The organism is Amycolatopsis jejuensis, assembly GCF_000717335.1.
In the GTDB taxonomy this organism is placed as follows: Bacteria; Actinomycetota; Actinomycetes; order Mycobacteriales; family Pseudonocardiaceae; genus Amycolatopsis; species Amycolatopsis jejuensis.
The window spans coordinates 1-19,057 of the sequence record NZ_JNYZ01000017.1; the positions used below are offsets into that span (position 1 = coordinate 1).

Sequence of the window (19,057 nt, forward strand, 5' to 3'; positions counted from 1 at the left end):
GCCCTGCCCTGCCCTGCCCTGCCCTGCCCTGCCCTGCCTGCTCGCCTGGCCGGGCTCGCTTGCCCGGCCCGGCCGACTCCCACCTCGCCCTCCCACCTCGCCCGGCCCGGACCCCAACTCCCACCTCGTCCGGCCCGCTTGCTCGCCCGCTTGCGGGGCCCGACCCCTCCTCCCGCCTCGCGCAGCCCGGCCTGCTCGCCCGACCCACTTGCCCGGCCCGACCGCTCCTCCCGCCTCGCCCGGCCCGGCCGACTCCCACCCCTCCGACCTTGCCCTCCCACCTCGCTCGGCTCGCTTGCCCGGCCCCTGCTCCACCCACTCTCACCTCGCGCTGCTCTGTCTGAGTCGCTCGCCGCCACCCAGGCCCACCTTCGGTCCCACCGTTCCCAAACCCCCCTCCCAGCCGCCACCTCCTCCCAAACACCCCTCCAAACCCGCATTGCCGAACCCCGCCCGCCGACATATACTCGTCCACGAGTACTCGCCAACGAGTGGAGCCACACGATGAAACGGCGGAAGGTGTCCAACATGCTGGGCCTCGCCGTGCTTGCGGCTCTCTTCGAGCGGCCCATGCACCCCTACGAAGCCGCCACCGTCCTCCGCGAGCGGGGCAAAGAAGCCGACTTCAAGATCAAATGGGGGTCGTTCTACACGGTCGTCGGGAATCTCGAGAAACACGGCTTCATCGAGGCCGTCGGGAATGTGCGGGATGGTGCGCGGCCGGAGCGGACCGTCTACCGGATCACCGGTGCGGGCAAAGCCGAGATGGAGGACTGGGTTGCCGAGCTGCTCGGCGAGCCTGACCCGGAGCCCTCGCGGTTTCACACCGGGCTGTCGGTGATGCTGGCGCTCGGGCCGGACGTCGTCGATCGGCAGCTCGGGCGGCGGGTTGCGGAGCTCGACCGGCTGAGTGCCGAGCGGGAAGAGGCGCTCGCCAAGTGGCGGAAGGAAGTGCCGCGGCTGGTGCTGCTCGAAAGTGAATACGAGCTGGCGATGTGGCGCGCGGAGGCCGAATGGGTCCGTGGGCTGCGGGACGACCTGGCCACCGGCGCGTTGCCGGGGGTCGCGGAATGGCGGCACTTCCGGGAGACCGGGGAGCTGCCCGAGGACCTGTCCGCCTTCGCCGAAGGGGGACCGGAGTAAAAGAACCGGCCCCGGTGGGAGGTGCTGGCACACCAACGACCGGGGCCGGGAACCGTCGAACCGGCCGCGTGTGCGGGCCCGTCCTCAGGCTGCGTGGACAGGATACGGGCACGCGGAGCTCCGGGTTCGAATCGAACCGAAAAAGGAGAAACGCACATGGCGAAAACCGAGGTCAAACGGCATCGGACGAAACTGCTGCCCGAGATGGAGGGGCCGGTCGCGCGGGCATATGCACGCGGGCGCGGTACGGCGCCGCAGCTCGTGCAATATCGCGAGGCGGCCGAAATGCTGGCTGCGGAGGTGCCCGAAGGGGCGAAAGTCCTCGAGGTCGCACCCGGGCCGGGTTACTTTTCCGTGGAGCTGGCTCGTACCGGGCGGTGCACCGTGACCGGGCTGGACGTCAGCCGGACGTTTGTCGAATTGGCGAGCGAATACGCGCGGGCGCAAGGAATCTCAGTGGATTTCCGCCGGGGTGACGTCGCGGCGATGCCGTTCGCCGATGATTCGTTCGATTTCCTGGTGTGCCAGGCGGCGTTCAAGAACTTCGCCGACCCGGTCGACGCGCTCGACGAAATGCACCGCGTCCTGCGGCCCGGCGGTACGGCGCTGGTGCAGGACCTGAACAAGAGCGCGACCGGCACCCAGCTCGACGACGAGGTCGCGGCCATGGACCTCGGCCCGGTGGGTACCTTCACGACGCGTCGCACGCTCGGTGGCCTGCGGCGCCGCGCGTACACGCCGGAGCAGTTCGCCGCGACGGTGGCGGAAAGTGCGTTCCGCACGTGCGACATCACCCTCGAAGGCATCGGCCTCGAGGTGCGGATGCGCAAGGCGTGACTGTCGCTCGTGGGCGGCAACGGACAAGGCCGCCCACGAGCGGGTGCGTCAGCGCGGTGCCATCCGCAGCGAGCCGTCCATGCGGACGACCTCGCCGTTGAGGTAGTCGTGGTCGATCAGGGACAGCGCGAGCTGCGCGTACTCGTCGGGGCGCGCCAGCCGCTTCGGGAACGGCACGCCCGCGGCCAGTCCGGCGCGGAACTCGTCGCTCACCGTGGCGAGCATCGGGGTGTCGACGAGGCCGGGGGCGATCGTCAGCACGCGGATGCCCTGCGACGCGAGGTCGCGCGCGGCGGGGAGGGTCAGGCCGACCACGCCGCCCTTGGACGACGCGTAGGCGACCTGCCCGATCTGGCCGTCGTAAGCCGCGATGGACGCCGTGTTGATGATGACCCCGCGGGCGTCGTCGGCGAGCGGCTCGGTCTTGGCGATCGCTTCGGCGGCGATGGTGAGCACGTTGAACGTGCCGACCAGGTTGATCTGGACGACCTTCGCGTACAGCGCCAGGTCGTGGCGGCCTTTCTTCGACAGGATCCGCGCGGACGGCCCGATGCCGGCACAGTTCACCACTACGCGCAGCGGAGCACCCGAGCCGGCGGCGGTGTCGACGGCGGATTGCACCTGGTCGGGGTCGGTGACGTCGGCCTCGACGTACGTGATGCCGTCGACCTGCTCGGCGTTTTCGATCGCCGCGCCGAGGTCGAGGGCGAACACCTGCGCGCCCTTGGCGGCCAGTGCCCGGGCAGTCGCCCCGCCGAGGCCGGACGCGCCACCCGTGACGAGCGCTGCGGTGTCGGTGATCTGCATCTTCAGCCTTCCTCCTGCTCCTGGTGCCGCGGTGCACCTTCCGGCCCAGGTTAACGTCCGTTCGCACCGGCGCAGGAGTGTGACACCTCACCCGCTGTCGTCGCGAGGAGTATTCGGCCGCGACCGATTCCGTTAGCACCGTCGTCAACTCCGGCTGTCACCTTCGGCAGCATGAGCTCAGCTCGGATCGTGGTGGTGGGGACCGGGTACGTCGGATTGACCACGGGCGCGTGCCTCGCGAGCCTCGGGCACCAGGTCACCTGCGTTGACGTGGACGAGGCGAAAGTGGCGCGGCTGTCGGCAGGCCGGGTGGACATCCTCGAACCGGGGCTGGCCGAACTGGTCACCCGGGGCTTGTCGACCAGGCGGCTGTCGTTCGTCGTCGGCGCGCGGGCCGCGGTGCGCGACGCCGAGGGCGTGTTCCTCTGCGTGCCGACGCCCATGGGCGCGGGCGGTTCCGCCGACCTGCGCGCCGTGGAGGCGGTGACCGCCGAGATCGGTGACGTGCTCCCGTCCGGCTGCGCGCTGATCACCAAATCGACCGTGCCGGTGGGGACCGCGAAACGGATCAGCGCGATGGTCGGCCGTGACGACGTACCGGTCGTGTCCAATCCGGAATTCCTCCGCGAAGGCACCGCGGTGCAGGACTTCCTGAACCCGGACCGGATCGTGGTCGGCTCGGATTCGCCCGCAGCGGCGACGTGGGTCGGGCAGCTGTACGGCGACCTCGCCGCACCCGTGGTGGTCGCCGACGCGGCGAGCGCCGAGCTGGTCAAGTACGCGGCGAACTGCTTTCTCGCGCTGAAACTGTCCTATGTGAACTCGATGGCCGAGCTGTGCGAACGCCTCGGCGCGGACATCGACCTCGTCACCGAAGGCATGGGCTACGACCGCCGGATCGGCCGCACGTTCCTCAAACCCGGCCCCGGCTGGGGAGGTTCGTGCCTGCCCAAGGACACGAGCGCGCTGGTCAAGGTCGCCGAATCGGTGGACTACGACTTCCGCATGCTGACCTCCGCCATCGACGAGAACATCGCCCAGCGCGACCGCGTGGTCGCCAAGATCGCCGGCGCGTGCGGCGGAACCCTGGCGGGCGCCCGGATCGGCGTGCTGGGCCTGGCCTTCAAGGCGGGGACGAACGACCTGCGCGATTCCCCGGCGCTGGCGGTGTCGTCGGTACTGGGCGCGCTCGGCGCGGAAATCACCGCGTACGACCCGGCGGTGTCCGGTGGAATCGCCGGGATGACGGTGGTCGACGATCCATATCAGGTCGCCAAGGACGCGGATGTCGTGGTCGTGCTCACCGAATGGGCAGAATTCCGCAACCTGAACTGGCTCGCAATGGCCGACGCAATGGAGGGCGACGACGTCGTCGACACCCGGAACCTGCTGGACCCGCGCATGATCCTGGACGCGGGCCTGTCCTGGCAGGGCATCGGCCGCCCGCGCGCCGCCCGTCGGCAGGTCGCCATTTCCTGAGTACTCCAGCATTGTCATTGTCGTCGTGAATCTCGCGGTTCTCGCGACCGCGCTGGAAAGCGATCTCGGGCGCCGCAGGTTGACTCCGTTCCGAGTGTTTCGAATACGACGAAACAGCGGGCCGGGGTATGATCTCTGGCGGCATCGCGTGCCGGTCACCGGCCGGGTGAGGCATGGAGGTGCCGGAATGCCTGTTGGAGGCATTGTTTCGTGTCCGTTTCCGTCGAACTGAACCATGTATTGATCCCTTCCCGGGACAACCGGGAGTCCGCGGAGTTCTTCGCCCGCGTGCTCGGCCTGGAAGTCGGCGCCGGATGGGGGCCGTTCATCCCCGTCGAAACCGGCAATGGCGTACGGCTCGATTTCGCCACGATCCCGGACGGCGACCGTCGGCTGCAGCACTACTGTTTCCTCATCCCGGAAACCGATTTCGACGCGTTTTTCGCGCGGCTGAAGGAAACCGGCGTCGCCTACCACGCCGACCCGGCTGGGCAGCAGCCCGGCGAGATCAACCACCACCACGGCGGCCGCGGGGTGTACTTCCTCGACCCGGGTGGCAATGGGATCGAGGTCATCACGCAGCCGTACGAGCCGGAGCGGAAGCGTCCGGTCAGCTGGTAACAGCATCTTCGGCTCCGGAACGGTTCCCGCGCCAAAGTGTCCTATGTGGACGGATAGCTTGCCGGCACGCGCGACCCCAATGTGGCATTGGGTGCATGCGACGCAACCAATGTGGCATTGGGTGCGTCAGATGCAACCAATGCCACATTGGGGTGTTACAACGGCAGCGAAGCCCATCCACCGCCGGTGGCGAGCAAAGTCCGGACGCTCTCCGCATGGTCCGCAAACGCCGCCAGGTCCGCGTGCAGCAACGCGGCGCGTTCGGCGTCCAGCGGGTTCGTGTCGTCGCGCCAGAGTTCCAACGTCCAATTGGCGGCCAGGATCATCGAGCGCACCAAACCCGCCACCGCCGAATCGGCCGGGCCGCCGCCGCGCCGGTAAGCCGCGAGGATCTCGTCGCACGCGGTGAAGCAGCGGTTCAGACCACGGACCGCCTCGGCGGGCGTGCCGTCCCAGTCCGGGCCCGGCCAGGCGCACGAGCCGAGCTCCAGCCACAGCTGCCAGCCTGCGGTGAGCTCGGCCTCGTCGAGGGGCGTCCAGTGCGCTGCCATCCTTCGAGTGTGCGCCCCGGCGGGCGGTTTGCCGTCGCGGTTTTGGCCGACGTCACTCGCGTGGTTGTTGCCACAGCCAGAATTCGATGCCCTGGTCGTCCGCGCAATCGGCAGTACGGCCGTACGGCTGGTTCTCCACTTCACCCGCCCGGCCACCGGCTTCGCGTACCCGGTCGAGAGCCGCGGCGAGGTCGTCGACCGCGAACATCAGCTTCCAGCCGGTCTGCCGTTCCGGCCCGCCCCACAACCCGCCGGGCAGTCCGTGCCCTTCGATACCCCAGGCCGTCGGCAGGCTGCCCTGGCTGAACTGCCAGCCGAGCACCGCGCCGTAGAACGCCTTCGCCCGGACGTCGTCGGGTACCTGGAAGGTGAAATACCCCGCTTCGCCGTGCCGGTACACGCGTTCCTCAGCCGTGGCGCGGGGTGCGGCCTGCGCGACCAGCCAACGCTGCCCGTACGGATCGTGGATCGTGCCGCTCAGCCCGTATCCACGGTCCTCGACCGGCCGCAGCTGCTCCGCGCCCAGTTCGACCGCCCGCTGTACCGCGCGGCGGGGATCGGCGACCTCGACGTGAATCAGCGGGCCGCCCTCCGGTGCGACGACATTGCCCAGCTCCGGAAATTCCTCGGCCAGCATCAGCACGCTGTCGCCGATGGCCAGTTCGGCGTGCCCGACCCGGCCGTCGTCCATCACGATCGGTTCGGCCCGGCGGCGCGCGTCGAAGACCTCGACGTAGAAATCGAGTGCCGCACGGGCGTCGGTCACGACCAGGTACGGCGCGAGCGAACGCACTTGTGCTTGCTGGGGCGTGGTTTCGGTGGTGGTCATCTCCGCTCCGTTCAGGATCAGGCGGCGGAGGTCGTCCCGCAGCTGGCCGGCGAAGGCCGGATCGGGGTCGACCGGCGTCGAGGGCAGTGCAAGCGCATCGAACGGCTCAGGCATCGCGATCCTCCTTCCCCTGGTAGCTGCGGCGGAACGCGGTTTTGGCCCGCGTCAGCAACGCCTCCGTCGCGTGGATGGTCCGGCCGAGGTGCGCGGCGACGTCGCGCACCGGAAGGCCGTCGACGTACCGCAAGGTGAGCACTGCCCGATGTGCGACGGTCAGCGATTCGAGTACCTGCCGTGCGCGCAGGGCGTCGAGCTGCTCGTCCCAGGGATCTTCGACGGGGTCGTCGTGCACGAGCCGCAGCCCGCGTTGCTCCCGTTCGGTCCGCCGCCAGTGGTCGGCCAGCTTGTGCCGGGCCACCCCGATCAGCCACGGCGTGCTCACCGGCGGCGCGTGCTCCTTGCGGCAAGCGGCGACCGCGCCGAGGAACGTCTCCGACGTCAGTTCCTCCGCCAGCACGCGGTCGCCGCACCTCGCGAGCAGGTAGCCATAGACCTCCGGCAGGGCCTTCTCGTAGAGGCCGAGCAGCGCGAAGGCCGGGTCCGGCTGCACCCGAGGTTCCGTCACATCCCCATCGTCGTCCGGGAGCCCGGTTTTCCGTCGGGTGAATTTCCTATCGGGGGTCGGGCAGCTTGCGGGCAAGCCAGGTCACGAGCAGCGCGAGCACCGTCAAAATCCCGATGACCAGCACAAATGCCCCCTTGAAGCCCATCACACTGGATTCACTCAAACTGGCGAACAGGCTGCCGAACACCGCGACCCCGAGCGCCAGCGACGTCTGCTGCGTCGTGGTGAGCACCCCGCTGCCGACACCCGCGAGGTCGGTCGGCACGCGCGACAGGATCACCCGGAACAGCGTGCTCGACGTGAGCCCGTTGCCGATCCCCATCAGCACCATCGCCGGAGTCAGCTGCCAGATCGACAGGTCCGGCCAGGCCAGCAGCGACGACCCGGCGAGCACGGCCGTCCCCGCCGTGAGAATCGCTCCGCCGATCGGCACCACTTTGCGGCCGAGCCGCGTCACCACGCGGCTGCTGAGCAGCGAGGTCGTGAAGTACGCGACGGCCATCGGCGTCAGCGCAAGCCCGGCGCCGAGCGGTCCGAAGTGCAGGCCGTCTTGCAGCGTGACGGCGTAGATGAACATGAACGAGCCGAAGACACCGAAGTACGGCACTGCGACGGTCAACCCGTGTCGCACACTCGCGGTCTTCAACAACGACGGTGGCAGCAATGGCGTGCCACCTGCGCGTTCGAGCCGCAGCTCCACCCGCGCGAAGGCGTACACCGCGAAGGGGAACAGCACGAGCAGCGCGATCGTCCACCACGGCCAGCCGAGCGCACGGCCTTCCATCAGCGGAACCAGCAGCGACAGCAGGGAGATGGCCAGCAGCGCGGTACCCCAGCGGTCGACGCCGAGCGGGTTCGTGGCGCGGCTTTCCGGCACCGTCCGCCGCGCGAGCAGCAGGCCGACGAGCCCGATCGGCACGTTCACCAGGAAGATCGGCCGCCAGCTCCAGCCCCACACGTCGGCGGCGACCAGCGCGCCACCCAGCAGCTGGCCGACCACCGTGGCCACCCCGCCGGTCGCGCCGAACATGCCGAGCGCGCGGGACCGGCGTTCCCCGGACGTACCGGCCTGGATGATCGACAGCACTTGCGGCAGCAGCAGCGCCGACGCTGCGCCTTGGGCCGCACGGGCGACCACGAGCGTGGTGGCGTTCGGTGCGACCCCGCAGGCCAGCGACGTGAGCGTGAACAGCGTCAAGCCGAGCAGGAACAACCGGCGCCGCCCGAAGGTGTCGCCGAGACGGCCGCCGAGCACGAGCAGTACCGAGTACGCGATGCCGTAAGCGGCGACGACGAGTTCGAGCGTTGCGGTGGAGGCGTGCAGGTCGGCATTGATCGTGGGCAGCGCGACGTTGACGATGAAGAAGTCGATGATCGGAAGTGCTGCCCCCAGCAGCACGGTGACCAGCCCGGCAGCGGTGAACGCCGTTCTGGCGGGTGCTCCGGCGGCGACGGTGGCCGGCGCCGAAGCGGTGGTGGTCGAGGTCATGAGTACTACGATCCGAGCGTTTCGAAACTGGTACCAGGTGTGCGTTTATCCTGGTAGTACGACTACCTGGTAACAGGGTCGGGCTTGTGTTTACCTGGTACCTGTGACCGGTGCAGTCGAAGGGCGCCTCCGCCGTGGCGAGCTCGGGTCGTTCCTGCGCAGCCGCCGCGCGCGGATCACGCCCGAGCAGGTCGGCCTGCCCCTCGGCGGACGGCGGCGCACGCCGGGGCTGCGCCGGGAAGAGGTCGCGCAGCTCGCCGGGGTCGGGGTCACCTGGTACACCTGGCTCGAACAGGGCCGTGACATCAACGCCTCCGAGCAGGTGCTCAGCGCCATCTCGCGCACGCTCCGGCTCGACCCGCACGAGCACGTCCACCTGTTCACCCTCGCCGGTGCGCCGGAACCGCCTGCCGGGGAACAGGAATGCGCGGTGGTCACGCCGTCGATGCGGGCGATGATGAACCAGCTGGACCCGTATCCGGTCGCGATCCGCAACGCGCGCTGCGACCTGCTCGGCTACAACCGTGGCTACGCGTGGCTGGTGGGTGACATCGACGCGATCCCGTTCGAGGACCGCAACACGATGATCCAATGCCTGCTCAACCCCGGCTGGCGCGAACGCATGCTGGACTGGGAGGACAACATCCCGCGCGTCGTGGCGTCGTTCCGGGCCTCGATGGCCGAGCACATGGCGGAACCGGCGTGGAAATCGCTGGTCAAACGGCTCAAGGCGGAGTCACCGCTGTTCGCCGAGCTGTGGAGCCGCCACGACGTCACCACCGAGCGCATCCGCACGAAGCGCTATCGGCACCCGGAAGCCGGGCTGCTCACCTTCGACTTCACGTACCTGTTCGCCGGCAACCGCTCGGAAATCTCGGTGTCCACCTACACCCCGGCCGACGCGGAAACCGAGGAGAAACTGCGCCGCCACGGACCGGCGTACCTCGGCTGACGTAACCGGATTGCGCGCTTCCCGGCGGACGCGCGCGAGCGGCCCGACCGGTAGTTTTCGCTCCATGCACTACTGGTGGCGAGCGCAGAACCCCTGGTTCGGGCGGGTGTTCCGGACCTTGGTGGTGCTCGTTTTCGTGCTCGGGGCCTCCAGCGCCGCCGGGCGGTGGCAGCACGCCGCGCACCCGCTGAGCCCGCTCGGGTTCGGCTGGCTGGCCGCGACCGTGCTGACCTTGCTGGTGGTCCATCGCTATCCGCTGCCGCTGTTCGTCCTCACTGCGGCCTCCGCGTACGCCTATTATCTCTCGTCCGAACCCGGCGGGCCGGTGATCATCGTCCCGACCGTCGCGTTGTTCGTGCTCACCCGGCAGAAGGGTCCGGTGGTTGCCGGAAGCACCGGCGGGGTGGTGCTCGTGGCCGCGTATTTCACCCACGTCGTGGTGGCGCAAACGTTTGCGGTCAATGCCTGGGCGATGTTCTCGGTGGTCTGGATGGCCGCGGTGATCGGTATTGCGACGGCCCTCCGGTTCCAGTTCGCGGCGGTCGCGGCCCGGCGGGAGCAGGCCGACGAGCACCGGCACCGGATGGCCGAGCAGGAGCGGCTGCGCATTGCCCGCGAGGTCCACGACGTCGTCGCGCACAGCCTCGCCATGATCAACGTACAGGCGGCCACCGCGGCCCATGTCGCGGATCGGCGGCCGGAGCAGGCAAAAGAGGCGCTGCTGAACATCAAGTCGGCCAGCGCGTCGGCGCTCAACGACCTCCGCGCGACCCTCGCCGTGCTGCGTTCCGGCGAGAACCGCGCGCCTGCGCCGAGCCTCAAGCAGGTCGACGAGCTGCTGGACCACGCGCGAACTGCGGGTCTGGAGATCGAGCTGCACGGCGAACCCGGTGAGCTGCCCGCGCCCGTCGACGGTGCGGCGTACCGGATCTTGCAGGAATCGCTGACCAACGTCGTCCGGCACGCCGATCACGCCCAGCGCGTCGAGGTCCGGTTCGCGCGCAAGCCCGGCACGCTGGTGCTGACCGTGCGGGACGACGGCCGCGGCACCGTCCAGCCGACGCCCGGCCACGGGCTCCGCGGCATGCGCGAACGTGCGGCGGCGCTGGGCGGCACGGTCGAGGCAGGCGTGATCGAAGCAGGGTTCGAGGTGCGGGCGCAGCTGCCCGTGGAGGGGGAGAAATGACCATCCGCGTCGTACTGGCCGATGACCAGGCGCTGGTCCGCGCCGGATTCCGGGTGCTGCTGGACACCGAGGACGGTTTCGAGGTCGCCGGTGAGGCAGGCGACGGCGAGCAGGCCGTCGCGCAGGCGATCGAGCACCGGCCGGACATTGTGGTGATGGACGTCCGGATGCCCGGCACCGACGGGCTCGAAGCAACCCGCCGGATCACCTCGCATCCGGACCTCGGCGGCGTAAAAGTGCTGGTCCTGACCACGTTTGACGTCGATGAGTACGTCTACGAGGCGCTGCGCGCCGGGGCCAGCGGGTTCCTGCTGAAGGACACCGAGCCGGTCGAGCTGCTGCGTGCGCTGCGGGTCGTCGCGGCCGGGGAAGCGCTGCTCGCGCCGACCGTCACGCGCCGGCTGATCTCGGAATTCGTCGGACGGCCTGAGCACCGGCGGATCGACACGTCCGCCGTGCAGGAAGTGACGGAACGTGAACGCGAGGTGCTGGCGCTGGTCGCGGGTGGGCTGTCGAACGACGAAATCGCCGCTCACCTGGTGATTTCCACGGCGACCGCGCGGACGCACGTCAGTCGCATCATGACGAAGATCGGCGCCCGCGACCGCGCCCAGCTCGTGGTGCTGGCGTACGAATCCGGGCTCGTGACTCCGCACCGTCCCTAGCCCGAAGGTGTGACTTAGTCCGTGTCGGTGAACGTCCTCCCACCTTCGGACGCCTTACGGGCAGAGCATCAGCACTCAGCCAAGAGTGCGGCGGAAGGAGCTCCGATGGCGTGGGAGATCGTCCTGGTCGCTGCGCTCGGCGTGGTTTTCCTGGTCCGGCTGGTGCGGCAGCTCCGGCGGAGCTGACGGCCGCCACCGCGGCGGGGCGGCGCGGCGGACCTGCGGTTCCGCCGTACGGTCCACCGTCGACTCCGGCACCGGACGCGCCCGATGCGCCCCGGCCGGACGGGCGACTGTGGTCCGGGCAGCGCCGTTCTGTGGCAGTACGCCGTTGCGCGGAGCCCAGCCGTTGGCCGACGGTCGGGGAGCCGGTGGGCGCGGATGTGGCTGTGGCCGGGGCGCGGGTTCGGGTTCGGCCGGAATCCGCGGGATCTCGGTGGTTTCCTCCACCGCTTCGACCACCTCGGCAGGCTTCGGTTTGTGCGAAAGCCGCCGTGCCAGCGAATGGCTCGGCCGCTCCACGAACCGGTAACTCAGCTCGACCACCCCGAACACCGCCACGATCACGATGATCAGCGCGATCGGCAGCGGCACCGCCGGGCGCAGCAGCTGCAGCAGCACGAACGTGACGAGCATGTGCAGCAGGTAGATCGAGTAGCTGCGCTCGGACAGCCGCGTCCAGATCTTGCGCTGCTTCAGCCGGTCCTCGGCGAACATCCCCATCAGGAAGCACACGACCGCGAACGCCATCGCGAGGTTGTACGACGTGTCGACGCGGCCCACGTTGACGACGTCCGCCAGCACGTACAGCGACCACGCGCACGCGCCGTACAGCGCGCCGAGCCAGAGCGGGATCTTCTTCGAGGTGGTCGCCCAGATGATCTGCCCGATCATCATCACCGGCAGGTACGACACGTTTACCGCGAACAGCGACCACGACGGCCCGAACTGGGACCGGCTCATCAGCACCACGAAGATGAACACGAGCTCCACCGCGACCGCGAGCCACACCCACCGGCGCAGCAGCGGCGTGACCGCCATCAGCAGCACGTAGAAGATGACCTCGACGATCATCGTCCAGGCCACCGGCACCAGCACCACCTGCGGGTAGACCAGGTAGTTCACCAGGGTGGTGTTGGTGAGCACGGTGAGCGGGTTCAGCTCCTGCGACTGCCCGGTGGACGGCGGATGCAGGTTGACCAGCAGCAGCACCACGGTGAGCAGCACCACGAAGAGCATCGGCGCGTACACCCTGATGAACCGGTTCAGCGCGAACCGCCCGGTGCCCTGGCGCAGCGCGATCGGCGTGACCACGAAGCCGCTCACCAGGAAGAAGAACGGCACCGCGATCTGCCCGATGCCCTGGGTCGCCATGTGCATCGGCTTGCTGCTGAGCGCCTCGAGGAAATCGACGTACGGTGCGCTGTCGTGCTTCGCGATCACCCACGGATGGGCGATGTGGCTGTAGAACACCAGCAGCGCGCCGAGGCCACGCCCGATGTCGATGAAGACGATCCGGGTTTTCTTCTCCGGTGCGGGAGCCTGCCCGGCCGAGGCGGCAGACGGCTGCTCGGCCAGCGCGATCACCCCCGTCATTCCGCCCCGACAACCCCGTGCAGGGTAGCGCCTCGCGGGCCCGGGAAGGACTTGCTCCCCGGAATTGACGGCATCCGGGGGATAGGTCACAAGATTCTCGGCGGCCTCGGATTGCGCAGGTCCCGGGTACGATCGCCGAAGAATTCGCCTGGTGTCCCGCGAGCAGCTCAGGAGTCCGGAAAGCGTGCAGGAGTCCACCCTCGACGGGATCGTCGGGAGATCGGCGCCGCTGCGCGCGGCCTTCCGGCAAGCGCGGCCGGCGATCGGGCTGTACCTGCTGTGCCAAGTCCTCGCGTTCGGCGTGCTGTGGCTGATGAGCTGGACGGCCGACGTGTCGCCGGGCCAGTTCGTCGACAACTTCGACGCGAACTGGTTCCTGTCGGTCGCGCAGAACGGGTACCACCAGCAGGTCACCGTCGGTGCCGACGGGATCCCCGGCCAGAACAGCCTCGTGTTCTTCCCGCTGTACCCGGCGCTGGTGGCGTTGCTCACCGTCGTCGGAATCCCGGCTCTGGCGGCCGGGCTGGTGGTGTCGCTGCTGGCCGGATGTGCGGCGGCGTGGGGGCTGTACGTGCTGGGCCGCGACTTCGCCGGACCGCGCGTCGGGCTGCTGGTCGCCGTCCTGTGGTCGATCGGTCCGGGCGCGACGGCGCTGCATCTGGCGTACTCCGAAGCGGTGCTGATGGCGTTGGTGGCGTGGACGCTCGTCGCGGTGTCCCGTCGGCAATGGCTGCTCGCGGGAGCGCTCGCCGGGCTGGCCGGCCTCACGCGGGCGAGCGCCGGTGCGCTGATCGCGGCAGTCGGAATTGCCGCGCTGGTGGCGATTTTCCACCGGCTCGACGGATGGCGGCCGTGGGTCGGCGCATTGCTGGCGCCGCTGGGTCTCTTGAGCCACCTCGGTTTCGTCTGGATTCGCACCGGTCGTCCGGATGGCTGGTTCTGGCTGCAGAACGCGTGGCAGATGCATTTCGACTTCGGCGTCTTCACCTGGACCAAGGTCCGCGAAGGCCTTACCGAGGGCCAAGCCAGCTGGCTCACGCTGACCGCGCTCGTGGTGATTTCCGCGCTGGTACTGCAAATCTGGACGTGGGTCACGCGGCTGCCGCTGCCGTGGCAGATCTACGGCACGCTCACCGTGGTGATCGCGCTGTGCTCGTCCAACTACTTCCAGTCTCGCGCGCGGTTCCTGCTCCCGGCTTTCGTGCTCACCGTGCCGGTGGCGCTGCTGCTGGCGAAATTGCCGAACCGTGCGCTGGCCGTGCTGCTTCCGGCGATTGCCTTGGGTAGCGGCTGGTATGGCGCGTTCATGCTGACCACCGGGCAGGTGGCGCCGTGATGAGTCTCAGGGCGCCAGCCAGAGCGTGACGAACTCCTTCTCGTCCGCCGTCGCCTTCGCGATCACTGCCGCGTCGTCGAGGATCTCGTCTGCCGGACCGTCGTCGGTGACGATCTTCGGCGTGTAACCGAGTTCGCGGTACCCGGCGAGCACCGCGGCCGGGTCGTCGCCCAGCTCGGCGATTGCGCCCGGGTCGAATTCGCACACGACGTGCGGCCGATCGCGGCGCAGCACCTCGGTGAGCCCGGCTAGCGCCCGGTGATCGCGGCCCTGCAGGTCGACCTTCACCAGGCCGATCCGCTGCGCGGTCACCTCGGGCAGGGAGTCCAGCCGAACCGCGGGTACCTCGACCCCGGGTCCGTCCGCCGTGACCCGGTTGTCGCCGCTGTTGCCAGGCGTTGCCTGCGTGAGGTGTACGACGCCGGGCTCGTCCCACGCCGCCGATTCGACGACCGTGACCAGCTCCGCCGCCGCAGCCGGAAGGTTGACCTCGACGTTGCGGCGCAGGTACGCCGCGTTGACCGGGTCCGCCTCCACCGCGATCACCCGCGTGACCTCCGGCGTGGCTCGCAGCAGCCGCAGCGTGTGGTACCCGACGTGCGCGCCGATGTCGAGGAATGCGCCCGCCGCGAGCGACGCCATCAGCTGCGCCTCGCTGTCTTCCCAGGATCGATGGAAGACGATCCACGGCAGCATGACCTCGTCCACCGGCATGAGCAGCGCGCCGACGTCGCACGGCACCACGTCGGCCCCGCGCGGGACCGGAGCGTGCTGCAACCGGGCGGCATCGCGCATCGCGCCGACGTCGAGGGTCACCCGCTGGATGGCCTTCTCGTCGGCGTCGAGACGTTCGTCGCGGTGCGAGAACATCTTGTGCACACTGGCCGTGGTCGCTTCGAGCTCGGAGCCGACGCCGCCGTAGCCCTCGGCCAGCTTCGCCACGTCAGCCTCGAGGTTGCGGAGCGCCAGGTCGGTGTCCGGCGCGCCGCGGCGCAGCTCGTCGACCGTGCCGCGCAGGGCTTCGAGCCGTTCGCCCAGGCTGCGCGTGGACAACGCGTTGCGGCGCGACTCGTCGAGGCTGCGCTCCAAGCCTTCGATCCGGGTCAGCAGCCGCTGATTGCTTTCCTCGGTGGCTGCGAGCAGCGCGCCCATGACCTTGCGCTGGTGCACGTCGTAGTGGTCGATCGCGCGCAGCACGGCCTTGCGCAACGCGGGCGCGAGCGGCAGCCGCGACGGCGCGCCCGCTTCCGGACGCCAGCGCAGCGCCTCCGTCACTTCCTGCAGCGGGGTGATCGGGTGTTCGGGTTCCGGTGCCGCGGTGCGCTGCCGTTCTTGCCAGGTCTGGTGCGCTTGCTCGAGTTCGCGGTGCATCCACTCGGCTGCGGCGGCCATCGACCGCTCGCGCAGGATGTACGCCCGCGCTCGCCGTCCGCGCTTCGCGACCTCGGCCGGATTGTCGGCGATCTGCCGCATCGCGGCCGCGGCGGCGTCCAGATCGGGCTCCGCCCAGACCGCGTCGGCGTGGTACGGGTAGTTGCCCTCGCCGACAGGCACCAGCCGGTACGGGATCGGCCAACCCGTGGTTTCGTCGAGGAATTCGGTGGTGCTGGAGTAATCGGTGGAGATCACCGGCATCGCGCGCGTCATCGCCTCGGCGACGGTGAGCCCGAATCCCTCGCTGCGGTGCAGGGAAACGTAACCGGTGCTGCGCTCGTACAGCTCGTGCAGCTCGGCAACGCTGAGGTACCGCTCGATCAGCTCGACCCGGTCGTCGCCGCGCACGACAGCTCGTAGCCGCTCGGCTGCTTGCGGGTGCAGCTTCGCGTTGATGGCCTTGACGGTGAGCCGGACGTCATCACGTCCGGGAAACGCGCGTTGGAACGCTTCGACTGCGCCCCAAGGGTTTTTGCGCTCGGCGACGCTGTTGAAGTCGAAGGCGAACAGGAACCGTACGGGCTCACCTTGCTCGCGTGCGGGTGGCGACGGCTCGCCCGGATCGCGTACCGGCACCGGAATCGTCTTGACCGGAATCGGCGAGTGCGCGGCGAACGCGCGACGGCAGAAGTCGCTGACTGTCCAGACCTCGTCGAGCATGCCGAACGCTTCGTGTTGCCACTGCGGGAAATCCTCGAGTTCCCACGCCCACAGCCCGATCCGGTAGCGCCCGGCGCCGACCTCGGGGTGGTTGGTGAGGATCACGCGCGTCTGGTCGGCGTTCACGGCGAAGATGCTCACCGGGAACCGCGGGTCGCCCACCGTCGCCGGCCGTTCGATGCCGGTGCGGTTCGAGACTGCCTTCTCCTCCAGCACCGAAGCCACCGGCACGCCACCGGTTTCGATGGCCTCCAGCACGATCCGGCCCATCTCGCCGAGGCCCAGCTCGGCGGTGAGGTAACCGAGGAGGTTGACGCCGAACTCGTCGTGCGGCGGACGGGTGGCCACGGGTTCACCGGGCAGCGCCCACTCCGGCAGCCCGGCCTCGGCTACGCCGGATCCGGTGCACCAGTGCCGGAAACTGTCGGCGTCGTCGCCGTACGGGTGCGGGAACGCCATCTGCAGGTCGATCCGCGACGCCCAGATCGCGTGCGTCAAGCGGTTGAGCCCGGCCGCGGCCTGACCCTGATCTTCCGGTGTGGCAAGCCATTCGCGCAACGCGAGCCCGCCGTCCTCGGCGTACGCGTGCGGTGGCGCGGGTTTGTCCTTGCGCTCGGCCTTGATCCAGCCCTCGCGGAACACGCGCCGGGCGAGCTTCGGCACCGGAGTGCCGTCGCGGAAGTCCTTGAAGCCGTACGGGATCGAGTCGAGCGATTCGGCGTACCCCGCCTCGCGCAGCTTCGCGCCGTACGAGTCACAGATCGCGCGTAGGTCTTCGTTGTGCGACAGCAGCACACGCGGTTTGCGCGCGCAGTGGAAGCTGAGCAGCCACGGCTTCTCCGGCCGGTAACCGCTGAAGTGGAAGAACCGCAGCTTCGCGCCGCCCGCGGTGAGCTCGTTGTCGGCGTTGCGGCCGATCGGGCGCTCGTGGAGATTCCAGTACGCGACGTCGTACCCCGGGTCGGTGACCACGTGATGGCGGAACAGCGACGGCACCTGGTCGACCCAGCGCTGGTCGGTGAAGAGCTGCTGCTCGGGCGCGACGATCGCGTCGTGCCGCAGCCGCCCGGCCCAGAAGTCCAGGAACGGCCCGGCGCCGTGGCCGACACCGATGAAGCCGAGGTTGAACATGCCGGTACCCATGATCACCGCGTCGTCCGGCTCCATGCCGTCCTGCGGCAACGGGGTGAGGAAATGCGGCGTGAGCACGATGTCGTGCTCCTTGGCGAGGTCGGCGACCTCGGGGATCGGCGCGAACAGCTCGATGTCCGGGTCGAGGTAGATCGCGGCCGCGGACTCCTTCATCAGCTCCCGCAGCAGGTACGGCTTGACCGACGTGGCGAGCTCGGTGACCGAGTACGCCGTGGCCATCCGCAGGTAGTCGTCCTCGGTGATGCCGAACGCGGCCGGGCCGACGACGGTCAGCCCCTGGTCAGGCTGGGTCGCCTCGTCCCGCGGCGCGTCGATCACCGCGATGACGAAGCGGCCGCCGGGGTGCTGCTCCAGGTAGGACCGGGCCAGCACGCGCGCCGCGGGCAGGTAGTTGCGGGCGACGATCGTGCAGGCAGTGGTCTCAGGCATCGGCAGGCAGGACCGTGAGCTGCTGGTTCAGCGCCGAGGTGAAGTCGGTCTTCGTCTGCGCGGCGGCGGTGCCGGACACCTCGATGCGGACGACCACGTTGCCGTGCGCGTAGTGCCCGCGGACCAGGGCCGACTGACCGTCCTTCGGGTCGATCGTGGTGGCGAACACGCCGTCCGGGGCCGTGGTGTCGCGCTTGGCGCCGTTGGTGACCTGGACGTCCATCAGCTTCTCGGCCGCCGTCTTCGCCGCTGCCGGGCTGCCGACCTGGGCGAGGAAGAGCGTGATCCGGTCGCCGTTGTCGAGGTGGTAGACCACGAACTTGACCTTGGCCGCGCCCGCGGTCTGGTACGCGGTCAGCTCCTGCGGGTTGAGGTACTTGATGGAGTCGACCTGCGAGAACGACGTGACGTTGTCGTGGATCTCGGCCTTGCCCGGCATGCTCGCGACGCCCAGCGGGTCCGGCGGCTTCGGTGCCTGCGACGACTGCGGCGGCTGCGCGGTGGTCTGCTGGGTGGGGCCGCCTCCGCTGTCGCGGCCCCACAGCCAGTACGCACCGAACGCGACTGCGGCGAGCACGACGACGGCACCGACGATCGCGCCGACCTTCTTGCCGCCTGATTTCTTGGGCTTGTCGCTGAAGTACTCGGGACCCTGGCGGACCCATTCGGAGTCGCCCCCGGACGGCCCGAGCGGGGGCAGGTCACCTCCACCCCACGGCGGGGTCTGGTCGCTTTCCGCGGCATTCCACGGCTGCTGCTGCGGGAAGCCACCGGCCGGCGACGCGGGCGCGGACTGCGGGAACCCGCCGGGCGGGGAGTAGTGCGCCTGCTGCTGCCCCTGCTGCGGCTGCACGTACTCGGTGCGCGCCGGGTCCTGCGGCTGCTGGGTCTGCCAGGCCGGCACGACCTGGGTGCGCTCGGCGCCGGGGTCCTGGGGTTGCTGCTGGGGGGTTTCGGGCTGCTGCTGCGGGACCCCTCCGGGCGGGCTGACCGGGGCGATGATCTGGGTGGAGTCCGCACTCGAGGCCTGCTGAGGCTGGGCGGGCTGGTCCTGCTGGCCGACGGCCGAGGACAGCACCTGATCACGCCGGATGCGGTAGTCGTCCGCGGACAGGCGCCCTGACGCGAGCTCCTCGTCCAGCCGGCGCAGCTCCTCCTGCCAGGACACGAGGGTCCCCCTTATCTGTCGGCATGGCGACGGTCGATGCGTCGCCGCGACCCGAGGTGTGTGACGACGTGGACATTGTGCACGGCCGCCACCCCACG

General features: G+C 69.5%; 16 protein-coding genes. 8 read left to right on the forward strand and 8 right to left on the reverse strand.

The window, feature by feature from the left end:
• Positions 1-504 precede the first annotated feature (504 nt).
• The gene (locus OO71_RS23485; RefSeq protein WP_033292037.1) at positions 505-1,143 is read left to right on the forward strand and encodes a PadR family transcriptional regulator; all 639 of its coding nucleotides are present in this window, start codon (positions 505-507) and stop codon (positions 1,141-1,143) included.
• 156 nt (positions 1,144-1,299) lie between these two features.
• Positions 1,300-1,980, forward strand: a complete 681-nt coding sequence (locus OO71_RS23490; RefSeq protein ID WP_033292038.1) for a class I SAM-dependent methyltransferase — start codon at positions 1,300-1,302, stop codon at positions 1,978-1,980.
• Positions 1,981-2,028: 48 nt separating this feature from the next.
• On the opposite strand, the gene OO71_RS23495 is transcribed toward OO71_RS23490, so the two are convergent.
• A complete protein-coding gene (locus tag OO71_RS23495) occupies positions 2,029-2,787 on the reverse strand; it encodes an SDR family NAD(P)-dependent oxidoreductase (RefSeq protein WP_033292039.1) in 759 nt (252 codons plus the stop codon).
• 171 nt (positions 2,788-2,958) lie between these two features.
• On the opposite strand from OO71_RS23495, the gene OO71_RS23500 reads away from it, so the two are divergent.
• Positions 2,959-4,266, forward strand: a complete 1,308-nt coding sequence (locus OO71_RS23500) for a UDP-glucose dehydrogenase family protein (RefSeq protein WP_084145221.1) — start codon at positions 2,959-2,961, stop codon at positions 4,264-4,266.
• 210 nt (positions 4,267-4,476) lie between these two features.
• Entirely contained in the window at positions 4,477-4,887 is a 411-nt protein-coding gene (locus tag OO71_RS23505; protein WP_033292040.1) for a VOC family protein, read from the forward strand.
• A gap of 155 nt (positions 4,888-5,042) precedes the next feature.
• Here OO71_RS23505 and OO71_RS23510 read toward each other — a convergent pair whose 3' ends face one another.
• Genes OO71_RS23510 through OO71_RS23525 form a run of 4 tightly spaced genes read right to left on the reverse strand, consistent with a single transcriptional unit; the run spans position 5,043 to position 8,381 of the window.
• Positions 5,043-5,438 carry a hypothetical protein gene (locus tag OO71_RS23510; RefSeq protein ID WP_033292041.1) on the reverse strand — a complete coding sequence of 132 codons (396 nt, stop codon included), beginning with the start codon at positions 5,436-5,438 and terminating at the stop codon, positions 5,043-5,045.
• 52 nt (positions 5,439-5,490) lie between these two features.
• Positions 5,491-6,381: a VOC family protein gene (locus OO71_RS23515; protein WP_033292042.1), complete on the reverse strand. Its 891-nt coding sequence runs from the start codon at positions 6,379-6,381 to the stop codon at positions 5,491-5,493.
• Entirely contained in the window at positions 6,374-6,892 is a 519-nt protein-coding gene (locus OO71_RS23520) for an RNA polymerase sigma factor (protein ID WP_033292043.1), read from the reverse strand. Before OO71_RS23520 ends, OO71_RS23515 begins: the two co-directional genes overlap by 8 nt.
• 46 nt (positions 6,893-6,938) lie before the next feature.
• Positions 6,939-8,381 (reverse strand): MFS transporter, encoded by a 1,443-nt coding sequence (locus OO71_RS23525; protein WP_033292044.1) that lies wholly within the window; start codon positions 8,379-8,381, stop codon positions 6,939-6,941.
• A gap of 103 nt (positions 8,382-8,484) precedes the next feature.
• Between OO71_RS23525 and OO71_RS23530 the strand changes: the two genes are divergently transcribed.
• The 3 genes from OO71_RS23530 to OO71_RS23540 all read left to right on the forward strand — a co-directional run bounded on the left by OO71_RS23530 (position 8,485) and on the right by OO71_RS23540 (position 11,184).
• Positions 8,485-9,333 (forward strand): helix-turn-helix transcriptional regulator, encoded by an 849-nt coding sequence (locus OO71_RS23530; protein ID WP_033292045.1) that lies wholly within the window; start codon positions 8,485-8,487, stop codon positions 9,331-9,333.
• 64 nt (positions 9,334-9,397) lie between these two features.
• Positions 9,398-10,519 carry a sensor histidine kinase gene (locus OO71_RS23535; protein WP_156096503.1) on the forward strand — a complete coding sequence of 374 codons (1,122 nt, stop codon included), beginning with the start codon at positions 9,398-9,400 and terminating at the stop codon, positions 10,517-10,519.
• On the forward strand, positions 10,516-11,184 hold the full coding sequence (locus OO71_RS23540; protein WP_033292046.1) for a response regulator: 669 nt from the start codon (positions 10,516-10,518) through the stop codon (positions 11,182-11,184). The genes OO71_RS23535 and OO71_RS23540 overlap by 4 nt, the downstream gene beginning before the upstream one ends.
• A 75-nt stretch (positions 11,185-11,259) precedes the next feature.
• Here OO71_RS23540 and OO71_RS23545 read toward each other — a convergent pair whose 3' ends face one another.
• A complete protein-coding gene (locus OO71_RS23545; RefSeq protein ID WP_033292047.1) occupies positions 11,260-12,780 on the reverse strand; it encodes an acyltransferase family protein in 1,521 nt (506 codons plus the stop codon).
• Positions 12,781-12,931: 151 nt separating this feature from the next.
• Here OO71_RS23545 and OO71_RS23550 point away from each other — a divergent pair, with 151 nt between their 5' ends.
• The gene (locus OO71_RS23550) at positions 12,932-14,116 is read left to right on the forward strand and encodes a glycosyltransferase family 39 protein (RefSeq protein WP_156096504.1); all 1,185 of its coding nucleotides are present in this window, start codon (positions 12,932-12,934) and stop codon (positions 14,114-14,116) included.
• A 6-nt stretch (positions 14,117-14,122) separates the two neighbouring features.
• On the opposite strand, the gene OO71_RS23555 is transcribed toward OO71_RS23550, so the two are convergent.
• Both OO71_RS23555 and OO71_RS23560 read right to left on the reverse strand, forming a co-directional pair.
• Positions 14,123-17,791 (reverse strand): FkbM family methyltransferase, encoded by a 3,669-nt coding sequence (locus OO71_RS23555; protein WP_033292048.1) that lies wholly within the window; start codon positions 17,789-17,791, stop codon positions 14,123-14,125.
• Positions 17,784-18,959 (reverse strand): hypothetical protein, encoded by a 1,176-nt coding sequence (locus tag OO71_RS23560; RefSeq protein WP_033292049.1) that lies wholly within the window; start codon positions 18,957-18,959, stop codon positions 17,784-17,786. Before OO71_RS23560 ends, OO71_RS23555 begins: the two co-directional genes overlap by 8 nt.
• Between the last annotated feature and the right edge of the window lie 98 nt (positions 18,960-19,057).